The sequence below is a fragment of the Methanosarcina sp. MTP4 genome (assembly GCF_000970045.1).
GTDB lineage: Archaea > Halobacteriota > Methanosarcinia > Methanosarcinales > Methanosarcinaceae > MTP4.
Genome location: NZ_CP009505.1, coordinates 3,346,156 through 3,361,617, shown reverse-complemented (window position 1 = coordinate 3,361,617; position 15,462 = coordinate 3,346,156). Strand labels below are relative to the sequence as shown.

General features: G+C 47.5%; 11 protein-coding genes. 6 read left to right on the top strand and 5 right to left on the bottom strand.

All coding sequences use genetic code 11. The annotated features are described in order from the left end of the window. Positions 1–328: 328 nt before the first annotated feature. Positions 329–1,492, bottom strand: coding sequence for a hypothetical protein (locus MSMTP_RS14090; RefSeq protein WP_231582799.1), 1,164 nt, complete (start codon positions 1,490–1,492; stop codon positions 329–331). Between the two features lie 171 nt (positions 1,493–1,663). Between MSMTP_RS14090 and MSMTP_RS14085 the strand changes: the two genes are divergently transcribed. Then, positions 1,664–3,652 carry an amylo-alpha-1,6-glucosidase gene (locus MSMTP_RS14085; RefSeq protein ID WP_048180639.1) on the top strand — a complete coding sequence of 663 codons (1,989 nt, stop codon included), beginning with the start codon at positions 1,664–1,666 and terminating at the stop codon, positions 3,650–3,652. A gap of 97 nt (positions 3,653–3,749) precedes the next feature. Here the strand turns inward: MSMTP_RS14085 and MSMTP_RS18120 are convergent, their stop codons facing one another. Next, the gene (locus tag MSMTP_RS18120) at positions 3,750–5,993 is read right to left on the bottom strand and encodes a S8 family serine peptidase (RefSeq protein ID WP_156153845.1); all 2,244 of its coding nucleotides are present in this window, start codon (positions 5,991–5,993) and stop codon (positions 3,750–3,752) included. A gap of 802 nt (positions 5,994–6,795) precedes the next feature. Then, positions 6,796–8,730 carry a S8 family serine peptidase gene (locus MSMTP_RS18115; protein WP_197076094.1) on the bottom strand — a complete coding sequence of 645 codons (1,935 nt, stop codon included), beginning with the start codon at positions 8,728–8,730 and terminating at the stop codon, positions 6,796–6,798. 330 nt (positions 8,731–9,060) lie between these two features. On the opposite strand from MSMTP_RS18115, the gene hisI reads away from it, so the two are divergent. The 4 genes from hisI (at position 9,061) to MSMTP_RS14055 (ending at position 13,614) form a co-directional block, all read left to right on the top strand. Next, positions 9,061–9,423 carry a phosphoribosyl-AMP cyclohydrolase gene (hisI, locus tag MSMTP_RS14070; RefSeq protein ID WP_048180637.1) on the top strand — a complete coding sequence of 121 codons (363 nt, stop codon included), beginning with the start codon at positions 9,061–9,063 and terminating at the stop codon, positions 9,421–9,423. Positions 9,424–9,667: 244 nt separating this feature from the next. Continuing rightward, on the top strand, positions 9,668–11,590 hold the full coding sequence (locus tag MSMTP_RS14065) for a PINc/VapC family ATPase (protein WP_048180634.1): 1,923 nt from the start codon (positions 9,668–9,670) through the stop codon (positions 11,588–11,590). A gap of 233 nt (positions 11,591–11,823) precedes the next feature. Then, positions 11,824–12,687, top strand: a complete 864-nt coding sequence (locus MSMTP_RS14060; RefSeq protein ID WP_048180631.1) for a hypothetical protein — start codon at positions 11,824–11,826, stop codon at positions 12,685–12,687. Between the two features lie 288 nt (positions 12,688–12,975). Beyond that, the gene (locus tag MSMTP_RS14055) at positions 12,976–13,614 is read left to right on the top strand and encodes a LysE family transporter (protein ID WP_369799603.1); all 639 of its coding nucleotides are present in this window, start codon (positions 12,976–12,978) and stop codon (positions 13,612–13,614) included. A gap of 108 nt (positions 13,615–13,722) precedes the next feature. On the opposite strand, the gene MSMTP_RS14050 is transcribed toward MSMTP_RS14055, so the two are convergent. Further along, positions 13,723–14,181 (bottom strand): carboxypeptidase-like regulatory domain-containing protein, encoded by a 459-nt coding sequence (locus MSMTP_RS14050; protein WP_048180627.1) that lies wholly within the window; start codon positions 14,179–14,181, stop codon positions 13,723–13,725. 185 nt (positions 14,182–14,366) lie between these two features. Next, a complete protein-coding gene (locus tag MSMTP_RS14045) occupies positions 14,367–14,858 on the bottom strand; it encodes an Ig-like domain-containing protein (protein WP_048183679.1) in 492 nt (163 codons plus the stop codon). Between the two features lie 236 nt (positions 14,859–15,094). Between MSMTP_RS14045 and MSMTP_RS18645 the strand changes: the two genes are divergently transcribed. Beyond that, positions 15,095–15,385, top strand: a complete 291-nt coding sequence (locus MSMTP_RS18645) for a hypothetical protein (protein WP_231582798.1) — start codon at positions 15,095–15,097, stop codon at positions 15,383–15,385. The last annotated feature ends 77 nt before the right edge of the window (positions 15,386–15,462 follow it).

Below are 15,462 nucleotides of genomic sequence, written 5' to 3'. Positions count from 1 at the left end.
CTCTTCTGTATTTTTCAAAAATATCAATTTATTCTAAGTTTGATTTTTCCAATATAAGATGCCATCTGTTACAGGTTATAGGTAACTTCTAAGCGTTATATACCCTAACTTCGAAACGTTATATAACCTTGCATTTAATACATTATAACGCTTGTGCGAGGTTATATCTCTTTTTTATTCAAAAGAGTCTGGCTTTCGAAGAAAGTCCGTACAGGGCATGGTCCGGATTTTTGCTTCAAGAATCCGGGGGTCCCATGTACGTATAATTATATTTACTATTTTATATAATTTTCTACTCATAATACTGTTTGCTTCACGGGCGCTTCCTTTACACAAATTCCGCATCTTCATCCACGGGTGCTTCCAGCACCTCGGCGTTGTAAGCGTTGATTTCCAGGGAATTTCGTTTCCCTTTTACTTCCCAGACCGGAATATACACGAGCTCTAATTCAAGTTCGATGTCTTCATGTTTTGGTTTGACGCTTCTCTGCTCATAGACGATTGCCTGCCCTTCGGTGTTGTTGAAGCGCATTTCCCGGGTGTTTTCTTCGATGATTTCGTCCAGAAGCAGTTTTTCTGCCTGTTGTTTATTGACGTTTGTCCTTTTTACTTCGTAGACCACTGCCGGGATCCGGGTCGGGGATTCGAGGCCTTCAAGCTCTATGTCTTCTTTTGTCTTGTTCAGGGCGTTGAGGAAACCTTTTCCTTCTCCGGTGATACTCAGGACCTTGGATCTGAAGCGTTTCTCCGATTCTACGTTATAAGAGTATTTCCAGAAAGGCACAAACTTCAGGATGGCATCTTTCGGGTTGCTTAAATATGGTTTTGCGATTATGATGGCCTGTTCTTTGGAAATCCCGGGTTCGACCGATTTTATATTCAGGATATCGTAGGAATCGACTTTAGGGACTTCAATGTGCTCATGCTTTTTTGAAGGGTTCCTTTCCTCCGGAGTTTTTGGGGCTGACCCCGGTACAAAATAAGTTTTTTCCCCTTCAGCCTGCATCTCCTGGAGCGGGATAAGTCCGTTGCTAAAGTCAGTTCTCAGTATCGGACTTTCATTCTCCGCTTCTCCGCTATCCATAGTTAGATCTCCAGGGACCTCGTTGAAGTGCGCCGGGACCTTTTCCTCTACTTTTTCCGGGGTTTCGGAGTCCTGCAGAGGGATGGTTTCCTTCCTCTCCATGTTTGCCAGGACAGCTCTCCCTATCTGGAGGGCAAGTTCGTCCCTGTCCCAGACATAGACCCCGAGTTCGGCCGCGTAGTCGTTAAGTTCTCCCGTGGTTTTCTGGGTTATAACATAGATCCCTGTGCTGTTGTCGATTTCATCGGAAAAAGCCTTTATTTCCCTGTAGTCAGGCTGCAGTGTACACCGGACAAATGCCTTGTGCCCGTTTTTCTCCACCAGGATATCACAAGGGTTGGATATTGTAACACTGTATCCGGATGATTTGAAAATATCCACAAGGATTTCTAACAGGTCTTGCTTCATGATTCTCATTCGCTTATATCTTATACAGCTAAAATAGTTTATGTTTACTATTGAAATATAATAATTTTGGGTCTAATCCAGATTCCGGCTGTCCTTCTCTGCCAACTTTCACATTTTAATTAACTAGTTATGGTGCAGCTATATATTAAATCAGTGTCTAATCAGGTAAGTATGAGTGGGATCTGGCTTGGGGCAGATTCGTTTTCATCTTATGAAGCGGGCATCGAAAAGGAATGGCTCGTAGGGAACGGGCTTGGTGGATATGCCTCGTCCACTGTCATAGGTGCCGCTTCAAGGACCTACCACGGGCTACTGGTTGCAGCTCCCAAGGGGGCTTCAGGCAGGTTCCTCCTGCTTTCCTCCCTTGACGAGGAACTTTCTTGCGGGGAAGAGGTCTTTAGCCTGGCAGTCCATAAGTATCCGGGTACCGTCCATCCCGAGGGCTTTTCCTACCTTGATAAATTTTCCCTCACCCCTTTTCCTGTCTGGGTATACCGGGTCGGGGACTTTACGGTTAAAAAAAAGGTGTTCATGGTCTACGGCAAAAACACAACTGTAGTGCTTTACGAAATAAAGTGCGGAAGGGAAGAGGCCCGGCTGAGGATCTATCCTCTTGTAAATGCCAGGAGCTTCCACGCTACAACTCGTTCCGGTGACCTCGACTTTTTTCAAGAAATTGAGACAAACGGGTTGCGACTTGAAAGCTCAAACGGTTTTGTATTCCGGATAAAATCCAACCTGGAATACCACCCTGACCCCCGGTGGTACTATAATTTCGAATACGGGGCGGAATTGAAAAGAGGACTGGCTTTTCAGGAAGATAATTTCAACCCCGGTTTTTTTGAAATCGGAGTCAAGAAGGGGACTTCCCGCTTTTTTGTTGCCTCTTCTATGGAAGATATTTCGTCCCTTTCTCTTGAAGATGCCGACGAACTCTACACCCGCGCAGTCTACCGGCAAAATCTCCTTGCCTACAATTCGATGCTTTCGGAACCTTTTGCCCTCAAGCTTCTAAGGGCCACGGACCCTTTTATCGTAAAGCACCCTACCACTGGCGAAAAATCCGTTATTGCCGGTTATCCCTGGTTTTCAGACTGGGGTAGGGATGCCATGATCGCTCTTCCGGGTCTGACTCTGGTGCCCCGCCGCTTTGAAGATGCGCGTTCCATTCTTGCAAACTTTTCCCGGAACTGCCGCAGGGGACTGATACCTAATAGTTTCCCGGCTCTCGGCGGAGCTCCTGTTTACAATACCGTTGATGCCTCCCTTTGGTTCATTCAGGCTCTGGGCCGTTACTTTGCATATACCAAGGACCTCGTTTTTCTCTCGGATGTCTGGAACACCATGGAAGATATTATCAGGCACTACAGCCAGGGCACGGACTTCGGGATCGGGATGGACTCTGATTTTCTCATAAGGCAGGGCCCACAGCTAACCTGGATGGATGCGAAAGTAGATTCCCGTGCAGTGACTTCGAGAGCAGGCAAAGCATGTGAGATCAATGCCCTCTGGTACAATGCCCTGAAAATCACCTCCGAACTCGGGGAATTGCTGGACATGGACACCGCAAACTATGAGTCTCTTGCAGAAGGAGCAGCTTCGAACTTTGAAGCCCTTTTCTGGAACTCCGAATATAATTGCCTCTTCGATACCGTCTCCACGGATACCACCGACGAAGCCGGAAACCCTCTAAAAGACCCCGCCATCCGCCCCAACCAGATCCTTGCAGTCGCCCTCCCCCACACCATGCTTACTCCTTACAAAGAAAAAGCCATTGTGGACCGGGTCGAGCAGGACCTGCTCACACCTTTCGGCCTCCGCACCCTTTCAAGGGACCACCCCCACTATACCGGCCACTACCGGGGGGACCCCAAAACTCGGGACCGCGCCTACCACAATGGCACAGTCTGGCCCTGGATCCTTGGCGCCTACGTCAAAGCCTACCGGAAAGTCCACAATAATTCAAAAGAAAGCCTGGAAGACATGCGCTCCCTCCTCCTGGGCTTTGACAAACAGCTCGAAGAAGCAGGCATAGGCAGTATCTCCGAAGTCCTCGACGGCGACTACCCCTACTCTCCTGGAGGTTGTCCTGCCCAGGCCTGGAGTGTTGCGGAGATTTTGCGGGCTTATGTAGAGGATGTGCTCGGGACAAAGCCTTAAGACACGGATTTAAAGGGTTTTTCAAAAAAAGTAAAGGATCAGACCCCTTTTCAGGGACCCGGATCTCAATTAATGATTTTTCACGTTTCAAGCAGGGTCAGGATTCGGTGTAGCTTGTCGTCCCTGACTTGACGTCTCCATTCCAGGGAATCGTATGGCTCACACTGTTCACGGTAAAGGTGAAAGTCAATGTGCCTTTTTTGTACTTGACCTCATCTGAATAAACCGTCACAGCCCCGTTTGCGTTTGTCACGGCAGAATTCGGCTCACTCACCGAGCCGCTCCAATCTCCGGAAACCTTAGCATCTTCAACCGGATTTCCATTACTGTCCCGGACAGTGACAACTGCCTTCCCGAAAACGAACGTATTTCTTCCGGCATTCCTGAGGTTCGGAGTTACTTCCACGCTGTCAATGTAGAGGCTGGCTCCACTGTTTACCGCTGCAACCTCCGCGGTGGTTGTGTCCGTATCTGTTGCACCTTTGTTGTCAGTTGCTGTCAGGATGACATTATAGGTCCCTGCGCCGGTATAGCTGTGCTTGGGTGTAACTCCCGTACCTGAACTGCCGTCCCCAAAGTCCCACTCGTAGGAAGCAATGCCTCCATCAGGATCAGGGTCATATGAGTTTGATCCATCAAATGCTACGGGCTGTCCTTCCTCAGCACTGTACGGGCCTCCGGCGTCGGCTACCGGGGGATTGTTCACAGGTGTTGTGGTAGGGACTTCACTTATCTCTACTGTGGTGCTGCCTGTACTTGCGGCATTTTCGTTATCCCTGACTGTAAGGCTGACCGTGTAAACTCCGGCTTCATTGTAATTATGGGTGGCAGTTTCCCCGTTCCCTGTACTTCCATCTCCAAAGTCCCATTCATAAGAAACAATGCTTCCGTCCTGGTCCGGGTCATATGAGTTTGATCCGTTAAAGGTCACTGTCTGTCCTTCTTCAGCGCTGTACGGACCTCCGGCATCGGCTACAGGTGGGGTATTCGGGGCTGGAGGCTGCTGTGCCTTTCCCATATAATCCAGGGCGGCTTTTGCATCCACAATGCCGTATCCGTAGTACTGGTCCCATCCCTGTTCCCCTTTATCCTTTGCGCTTTGTTCGATTGCAGTTCTGACTTCTTCAGGAGTGGATGAGCCGTTTGCTATCAGGAGGGCTGCAACACCTGAGACGTGCGGGGTTGCCATGGATGTGCCCTGGAAGAACCAGAAGTTGAATTTTGTCAGGTCCCCGTCAAAAGTATTCTGCAGGATTCCGTCCCCGTATCCATCCCCGTTCTGATCGACGGTTGAGTCTCCTCCGGGGGCGGTTACGTCAAGGGCGCTCCCGTAGTTAGAGTAGTAGGCAAGTGTCCCGTCGTACTTTGTAGCACCTACTGCAATGCATTTATCATAGGCCGCAGGATAGCCGACAGTGCCTGTCCCGTCATTTCCTGCGGCAGCAACAATGGTGACCCCGTTATCGTATGCATATTCGAGTGCATTGTCAAGGGCAGGGCCGGGGTAGTATCCGGGAGAGAATCCCAGGCTCATGCTGATGACCTGTGCGCCGTTATCGGCTGCGAAATAAATGCCGTCGATGAGTTGCTGGAGGGTCCCGCTTCCTTCCGCGTCAAGGACTTTCACGGGCATTATCGTACAGTCATATGCCACCCCAGCCACTCCGTATCCGTTATTGGTACTCTGGGCTATGGTTCCGGCTACATGGGTCCCGTGCTGGTGATCATCATTGGGATGAGCGTCGTTGTTTACAAAGTCATAACCCGGGGCAAAACTGGTGCTTGTAAGGTCCGGGGCTACAATATACTGGCCGTAATTCTCGTATGCAACTCCGGAATCAAGTACTGCAACTATTACTCCCTGCCCTGTGGAGATGTCCCATGCGGGCTCGACATTAATCCCGCCTATTCCGTCCTTGAAATTCCATTGTAGGTAGTAGTAAGGGTCATCCGGTGCCCCGGTTGCATGCGCAATAGCGTTGGGCACTGCATATTCGACATTCGGGTTCCTGCTGTAGGTTTCTACCATCTCTTCGACGTTTTTTGTTTTTGGGATCTTCAGCTTTTTGAACCCTGCATAGGGGCTCGCGTATACAGCTTGAGTCCCGTGTCCGGCATTGATCCTTGCGATCTTTTCTTCGGATACTCCTGGCTTGAACTTCACGAGGATTTCCCCTGGGACATACTCCTGTTCCCCGGGCATTTTGATCGTCAGTTTCTCAAAGATGTCGTAGGGCCTGTTGTTCCCCGCTGCCAGTGCAGAAGCCGGCAGGACTATCCCTGTAAGTAATATACACAGTATTAACAGGGGGATTATTTTGTTTTTTAATCTGAACTCCATCCTCTTCATCCTCATAATTTTTAAAAAATATTGGCTATTATCCTCTGTTTTCTTCCTGAAATTAATACCAAATTTTTTATTCTCTTACAGGTATTCTTTCTATAGAATTTAATATATATCTTACTAATTTTTAGTACTTTATTTATGTGGTTTTTATTTCTTCCTATTTGTTTTTTAATGTATTTTGGATTCCAACTCATGATGGTGTTTTTTTATTTTATCTCGAAAATCTAGTGATGAAAGTTTTTTAAAAAAGCAGCTATATAAGGCAGGAAAGAACTGGATGATATGGTTTTTCTTAATCGGTTAATCTGAATGTATTAATCTAAATATCTTCAAAATTTTTATTCATGTAAGGTGGATAAATTGTACTAAATTATAGTTAAGTATGCTTGAAAAAATTGTAACACTATTCCGTTTAGGTGTCGAACCTGGTAAAGGGTAACTTCCAGGTTTTTTTCCGAATTAGTCCCCTGTATAGTCTTGTGTCAGTCGGAACATTAAATTTAAAAATTTTTTAATTTATGGGGATTTTCCGTGTTCACTTATTCATTTTATTAAGGAAATTTCAGTACTATCTCAAGATATCCTCAGACCCATGGCTCAGGCTCTTGGATTAAGCTGCCCGGTTAAGTTTCCCGGTTAAATTACCTGCTTAAGTTAATGGCTCATGCTCACGGCTTAGGCCCATAACTCAGGTTCTCAGCTTTTTGATCTGTGAACCTTACCTGTTTTTTCCAAAAAAGAAAATGAAAGGCCCCTTCTGTGGGACCTTAAATTATTTTATCCCTTATTTTCTGGCTTAGGGATATAATGCCGATCCTGATGCGGTATTTCCGTCCCACGCTATCGTATGGCTCACATTGTTCACGGTAAAGGTGAACGTTAATGTGCTCTTTTTGGGGTAGATGACCTCATCCGAGCTAACCGTCATTGTCCCTGTTGCACCAGTCACAGCAGAATCCGTATCGCTGGCTGCACCGCTCCAGTAGCCGGAAACTGCAGCACCTTCGACCGGATTATTGTTTTTGTCAAGGATGGTCACAACAGCAGTTGCGGTAACGTAAGTTGTTCCGGTAATTTTGGTACTTGTTGTTGTCACACTTACCCCGTCAATGTGTATGACGTTTTCCGCAACCAGAGTGGCTGTGTCAGTACCCGTGGCGTCTTTGTTGTCCCATACTGTGAGGGTTACATTATAGGTTCCTGTGGTTGAATAGGCGTGGTTCGGAGCAATTCCTGATCCTGTACTTCCGTCTCCAAAGTCCCACTCATAGGAGGTAATATATCCGTCACTGTCGTATGAACCTGATCCGTCAAAGGTCACTGTCTGTCCTATTTCACTACTATAAGGGCCTCCTGCATCGGCTACCGGGGAGTTATTCGGGGCTTGAGGCTGGGTTATGTATTCAAGGGCGGCGGTTGCATTTACCAGTCCGTGTCCATAATACTGGTCCCAGCCCTGGTCTCCCATATCCCTTGCCGTATTTTCTATTGCTGCCCTGATTTCATAGGGGGTGGCTTCACTGTTTGCTTCAAGCATCAGGGCTGCGATCCCTGAGACATGCGGGGTTGCCATGGATGTCCCTGTGAGGAACCACCAGTTGAAGTCTGTGGGATCTTTTGTCTGGATGTTAAAGGTATTCTGGAGGACACCGTCCATGTATCCGTCACCGTTCAGGTCCTGGGAGTCTCCTCCGGGAGCTACCACATCAAGTTCTGTCCCGTAGTTCGAGTAGTCTGCCTTCACACCGTTATAATTGGTCGCCCCGACTGCAATGCACCTGTAATAAGCTGCGGGATAACTCACCGAACCTGTCTGCTCATTCCCGGCGGCGGCAACGATGGTGACGCCGTTATTGTATGCATATTCGAGTGCATCGTCGAGGGCCTGGCCTGGATAGTATCCGGGGTCAAAAGTGAGGCTCATGCTTATGATGTCTGCTCCGTTGTCGGTGGCAAAATAAATGCCGTCTATAAGCTGCTGGAGGGTCCCGTTTCCGCTTCCGGCCATGACTTTCACGGGCATTATGGAACAGTCATATGCAACTCCGGCTACCCCGTACCCGTCGTTTGTGTTCTGGGCTACGGTTCCGGCCACATGGGTTCCGTGATAGTGGTCGTCATTTGGGTGGGCATCGTTGTTTACAAAGTCATACCCCGGGACAAAATTGGTGTTTGAAAGGTCCGGGGCTACAATATACGGGCCGTAATTTTCGTATGCTACTCCGGTATCAAGCACTGCAACTACGACTCCCTGCCCTGTGGAAATGTCCCATGCGGGTTCGATATTAATCCCGCCGATTCCGCCCTTGAAATTCCACTGGTATCTGTATAACGGGTCATTGGGTACCATGGAGGCCTGTGCAATAGCATTGGGCAACGCATATTCGATGTTCGGGTTCTTGCTGTAGACCTCTACCATTTCTTCGACGGTTTTGCTTTTAGGGATTTTCAGCAGTTTGAATCCTGCATAGGGACTGGTGTATATTTCTTCTGTCCCGTGTATGGAGTTGATGTTTGCGATTTTTTCTTTGGAAACTCCGGGCTCGAACTTGACTATGATCTCCCTAGGAACATATTTCTGGTTCTGCGTATCGTCCAGCATCCGGGTCTGTGAACCATCTTGAATCTGGTTATACGAATCGTCTAATATACTCTTTTCATAGCTGTCATAGGGTTCTGCCTGCACAAACGCAGATGCAGGAAGAACCGCTCCCAGAATTACTGTGCACAAAACTAACACAGGCAAAATTTTGGTTTTTAATATCAGCTTCATATTCATCTCCTCATGCGATTTTTGCAATTGATTTATGTGGTTCGCAATTTTTTTTGAGAATTGAAGCAATTGAAATACTGTCCCCACTCAGTATTATTTTTGCTACAGTATTCGGTATAAACTTTCTAACTTTTATGGTTTTGTTCGTATAGTGTGTAGTTTATTCGTCTATCATTCATCCATTGGTTTACTCAATGGCCTGTTTGCAGTTCCTTCGCCTCAGGTTTCCCGGGTGGAAATTTTTCCGATCGAGTTAATTTTTATACCATGTAAACTATCAATACGCGCATGATCGACTTCGACACCCTGAAATACGAAAACGGCCTGATCCAGGCGATTGTCCAGGACCTTACGACCAGGGAAGTGCTGATGTGCGCCTACATGAACCGGGAAGCCCTTGAAAAAACCGTAGAGACCGGGATTGCTCATTTCTGGAGCCGGAGCCGGAAGAGTTTGTGGAAGAAAGGGGAGACGTCGGGGCACTTACAGAAGGTAAAAGAGATAAGAATAGACTGCGATCTGGATTCCGTACTCCTGTTCGTGGAACAGGTGGGCGGGGCATGCCACATGGGATATCGTTCATGCTTCTACCGGAACCTCGAGGGAGAGGTTGTCGGAGAGAAGGTTTTCGAGCCGAATGACGTGTACTGAATGATTTACCGGGTATGAGATTTGTTGGGTATGAGATTTGCCGGGTATGAGATTTGCCGGGTATGAGATGTACTGAATTTTAGAGGTATGCTGAAGTTTTTCCGAGGCGAAGCTTTAAGGGTTTTTCAACATTTTTCAGGTCTCTGAGAACCTTGATTTCCTTCAAATTTATGTTTCAACTTTTTTTCATCGCAAAGAAAGCCCCAGAAGTTTTATTATATACTTCTCGGGTCTATCCCCTTATATGGCTGAAGAGACGCGGATATGCAGGATTGTTCCGGATACCAGTGTGATTATTGACGGGAGAATCTCGGCGAGGGTCAGGAGCGGTGAGTACCGGGGAGCTGAGATCATCGTCCCGGAAGCCGTGGTGTCGGAACTGGAAGCCCAGGCAAACAAGGGTAGGGAAATCGGTTACAAAGGGCTAGATGAACTTTCGGAACTGCACAGGCTTGCTGAGAGAGGAGATATCACCCTGAAGTTCAGCGGGGTCCGGCCCACCTTGGAGGAAATCAAGCTTTCGAAAGAAGGTAGAGTGGATGCCTTGATCCGCAGCACGGCCCTTGAGGTAGGCGGGCTTTTTGTGAGTGAGGACCGGGTCCAGTCCCTTATTGCGGAAGCCAGGGGGATTGATGTGGATTACGTGCCCCCGAAGGTCGTGGATCCTTCGGAACTGGGGCCTCTCAGGGTAGAGCATTTTTTCACTGACGACACCATGTCCGTCCACCTCAAAAATAGGGTTTCTCCCATGGCAAAGAAGGGGCCTGTGGGGAGAGTGCGCTATCTCAGGATCCGGGACGAGCCTGTTTCAATGGCAGAACTTCAAAGCATTTCCAAAGAGCTTATCGAAAGGGCAAGGGTCGACCCCGAATCCTTTATTGAGATGTCTTCTGCCGGGGCAACGGTCCTGCAGATCCGGAACATGCGGATTGCAATCGCCCATCCGCCTTTTTCCGATGACATGGAGATTACCGTTGTCCGTCCCACGGTTATAGTGGATCTTGAACAGTACCGTCTGAGTGATAAATTGAAAGAACGAATCGAAAGCCAGCGAGGTATCCTCATTGCCGGGCCTCCGGGAGCCGGGAAGTCTACTTTTGCAGCCGGAGTTGCACGCTACCTGAACGACCACGAACAGGTTGTCAAGACCATGGAATCCCCAAGGGACCTGCAGGTGCCGCCTGAGATTACCCAGTATTCCCCCCTGAATGGGCGGATGGAAGATACTGCAGACCTCCTTCTCCTGGTAAGGCCGGACTATACGGTTTACGATGAGGTCCGGAAGACCAATGATTTCCTGATCTTTGCGGACATGCGCCTTGCCGGGGTCGGGATGATCGGAGTCGTGCACGCAACCCGGGCCGTGGACGCAATCCAGCGCCTGATCGGAAGGGTAGAACTGGGGGTTATCCCTCAGGTAGTAGACACGGTAATTTTTATTGACAAAGGAGAGGTCGCAAAGGTCCTTGTGCTGGCTTTCACGGTCAAGGTGCCCCACGGGATGGTTGAACAGGACCTTGCCAGGCCTGTCATCACAATTGAGGACTTCGAGACCGGAAAAGTTGAGTACGAGATCTACACCTACGGCGAGCAGGTCGTGGTCATGCCTATCGGGACCAGGAAAGAGGAACGAAAACCTGCCTGGAAACTTGCGGAAGAAGAAATCCGGAACGTTATCAGGAAGTATGCCAATGGCCCCGTTGAAGTTGAGGTGACTTCGGACAACAGTGCTATAGTGAAAGTCCGGGACACGGAAATGCGAAAAGTTATCGGGAAAGGCGGGAGCGTAATCGACCGGATCGAAAAGATGCTGGGAATCCATATTGACGTCCGGGAATTCGAGTCCGAACCCTCCAGGCCCGCAAAAGAAATGAAGTACGCCGGGAAATCCGAAGCCTACATGAAAACTGCCGGAATGACCGGTTTTCCGGAAGCCGACCTTCCCGTTTCAGCCCATCCTCTCCTGGAAAAAACAAAAAAACACCTGATCCTTAGTGTCCCGGAACTGGCAGGTGGGGACGTTGAAGTCTATATCGAAGACGAATACCTCTTCAGCGCAACCGTAGGCAGGCACGGAGACGTGAAAATCAGGATTAATTCGGACCTTGCCCAGGAAATCATAGAAGCTATGGACAGTGGGGAACTAATCGAAATCCGGAAGATTTAATCTGATTAGGATATTTTCTTTTTCCCTTTTTTCCCTTTTCTTTTTCCCTTTTTTCCCTTTTCTTTTTCCCTTTTTTTTCCCTTTTCTTTTTCCCTGTTCTTTTTATGTCCTGTTTTCCTTTTTCATCTTTTGATTTTTCTTCTCATTTTTAATATATAACTCATTCATCCAAAAATTTATATTATGTCCTTGCTTCAATTCATATTAGAAATTTAAGTGGGGGTATGGTTTAATTGGGTAAGGTACGTGAAGTAGGTCCCGAAATCAGGGAAGACCTGCACGGGAGGATTGAGGTTTTTGACCAGAGCATCCGGAGTTTTGAAAAGCGGCTTAGGGCAGTAGAGCGCCGCTTGTCCGTGGAAACGCCCGGGAAGTTGCAGCCCGGTGGTTCCTTCTCTAATTCTTTTACTGATCCGTTTCTGAAAGGAAATCCTGGGGATTCCATCGCCAGCTCTTCGGTTTCTCCTGAGTGCCCTTCCGTTTCTCCTGAAAATTCTTTAACGCTGCCTGAGGGTTCTTTACCTTCCGATGAGGTCTCTTCGCTTTCGGAAACAGGTGTTTCGAACCTTTCCTTCAGCGCCGTGCTTTCCTCCGCCGATGTCTCGGAAGGTCCTTTTATTTTCGTGAATACCTCTTCCGAAGTCTCCTCGGGTGCCGATAAAGTTAAGGAGATAAATGCCCTTTTTGCCGGGTTTTCCGAAAGCTTGCGCTCTCTTCAGGAGGCAATAATAGGGCTTTCGGATTTTGTGCATGGGGAACTGAGTGCCGAACTCGAGGCTGCGGACAGGGAAATAAAGGAGGCATGTGAAAGGGAAGTTGCGGCAAGGGAGTCTGCAGAAAGAATTGAACGGCGCCTTGAGGCTGTTGAGAACCAGAACCGTTTCACCCTGGGCTCAATCAAGGTGCCGGTGGAGATCTCCGGAATTACAGGTTCCTCGGTCCTTTTCCTTACCGGTTTTCTGGTCTGGTCAGGGCGCTGGGATATAATAAGGTCTCCGTTTTTCTCCCTGGGGCTTGCAGCGTTGATGGCCGCAGCCGTGCTTTTGAAGTTTTATATGATGAACCGGGAACAGAAATCGATGACAGGTCAGGAATAAAAACAAAGAGAAAAAAGTCCCGGGTCCCGGGCCTTTACAATAATTTCCTCGAGGGTATACGTTTCGCATCTCTGGAATGTGATCGCCGATCTGTCTTTTTCGGACATGCCGCAGCCTTGAAAATCGCCCTATGCTACTGCGAATCAAAATCCTGTAATGTCCGTGAATAAAGCTTTCCTTATTCAGGAGCTTTAAGAGATACGGGAGCTTAGCACATCATTAATATATATCATAACTTCCATCTATTTTGAATATCCACTTTCTCCTGTGGTGATATTCATTATAGAATTGATAAAAGCTCTTATTCTGGGGTTCACAGTAGGTATATCTGCTGCCCTTGTCCCTGGCCCCATGATGTTCGCAACGATCGTGACGTCTTTTAAAGTAGGCTGGAAGGCAGGGCCTTCGGTATTTATCGGGCATGCGATGACAGAATCGACATTATTCATGCTCATAGTGGCCGGGGCATCATCTTTCATCGGGGTAAATCTAATCTCATATATGGCTGTAATTGGCGGTTTGGTAATGGTAATTTTCGGGCTTTTTATGATTAAAAGTGCAAAAGAAACCTCTAAAAAAGATATTTCTGCCTCGGCCAGTAAATTGGACCTGTCGGTTGGGCCTTTGCCTGCAGGGATTGTAACCTCTGCATTGAACCCTATGTTTCTGGGATGGTGGCTGACAGCAGGCAGCGCAATTGTCCTTCAGCAGTACCTTGCAGGCATCTTTGCCGTAATAGCGTTCGTCGCCGGGCACTGGTTGGCAGACCTCGGCTTTCTTGTAGCTGTAGCATCATCTTTTTCCAGGGGAAAGGAGCTGATCTCACAGCGTACACATGAAAGGGTACTATACCTCTGCGGAGGGTTTATGGCGCTTTTTGGCCTGTTCTTCCTGCTCAATTACAAAAACATTTCTGCCATGGTCTGAATCGGTGAGTACTGTTGCCTGATCCCATGTTAACAGTTAAAAATCTAAAAATAAAATAGAATCCGGAATTAGCTCTTTTTCCGGGCCTGGTCTGGCTTTTGAAATAGCTCAACTCCGGGTCACTTTTACAAAATAGTCGTTTACGTAATCCTGATACCCTGTTTTCATGGCTTTCAGGGAAATGTACCCTTCGGATTTTCCCGGGGGAAGCTCCGGATTTTTTAGCTCTATTATAACTTTTCCTTCCGCGTCCGTGACGCCGGAGTATGCCCGGTTGCGATCGGGGCTCCGGAGAATCACATTAGCTCCCCCTACCCTCTGGCTCTCCCCGTCAAGTGCCGTGACAAGGAGGGTCAGATTTGTTTCCGTGTTGTTTTCTTCTCCGGAAGGGAGGAAAACAGCGCTCACGTTTGCTTGCGCATACAGGGGTTCGGGCGGCGAGGGAGCGCTTGAGATGGCTGAGAGGATCGCATAAAACCCTATGAAGCCCACGATCGAAAGGACCACAATTCTTATCGGGAGCCCAACGGTCCCTTCTTCATTCTCAGTTAATTTCCGGGGTTGCATATGCGACCTCCTAACCGAATATCGGTAGTTTTCACTCCTTTTCCCTTTCCGCTCATTTACTTTTTTTCAGTAATTCCTTTTTCAGTAATTTCTTCTGTTTTTAAATGATTTTTTTTCGAAGAGATTTTTCGAAGAGATTTTTTTCTCTTTCAGTAATTTTTCATACTTTCTCAGCTTTCTTCTTTTCAGGTCACCCGGGTCTTTATGATCATAATGGCGTCCTGTTTCTCGTAGTCGTAAAAGCCGTCTGCCAGGATCTTCAGGTCCATAGTCCCCTCATTCTGGTTCGGGTCAAGCCTGGGCATTGCCCCCTCCGGCGTTGTCAGGACCGTGACTCCGTTGATGTCCGTGTTATTCGATGCCGCACCTCCGAGGCCTGTCAGCACCACATTTGCGTCTCTCACTGGGTTACCGTCCTGGTCTGTCGCCTTGATCTTTACCGTTACGCCGAAAGGAGTTTCTGCAACGTCTGCGCTTACTATTATCGAATTTCCTGCCTGAAGGTCTTCTTCTCCCAGGGCTGCTCCTTCAATAAAAACCGACATCTCTTTTGTCGGAGTCGGTATTATTGAAATAAGTGTGGCAAGGGCAACCATCCCCACGACCAGCATCACCACAATATTGATCGGGAGTTCCATAGCTCTTTCGTCATTTCTTAAAAACCGGATTCGTCTCATGAGTTCCCCCACTCTTTGATATTTTCCAGATTATCGAATGTAAATTATTTTACATTTTATCAGTACTCGATCACTGTATATAAAATTATTTGATTTTTAGACCGGCTTATTTTTTAATAATCAATGTTTCTGAATATTTCAGATCATAACTATACACTTATATATCTTCCTGACCATACTGAAATTGAATACTTCATGATTAATCATATCAAATATGCACGAGGAGAAACGGCTTTTTGAACGATAGTGGCTCTGAAGTCTCATCAGAAAAAACGGGTCCGCATAGTTTTTTGTGTTTTTTGGGATTGCATAAATGGAAACGAAAAAGCGGTGCACTTTCCTATTTGCCAAAAGTGGTTGAGAAACGCTATGAATGTGTACGCTGCGGTAAGTCCAGGGTGACTTTTGAAAAGACCGCAGAAAACAAAACGTTAAAGAGCAGGGCAGTAACGAGTAGGGCAGTAAAAAGCAGAGCAGTAAGGAACAGAGCAGTAAGGAATAGAGCAGTAAAGAACGAATCTTACTGAAACTTGCAGCAAAATAAAATTCTCCACAACCGAAAAAGATCCCTTTTAAGCTGGTTGCTTTTTTCCAACTGCCTTTT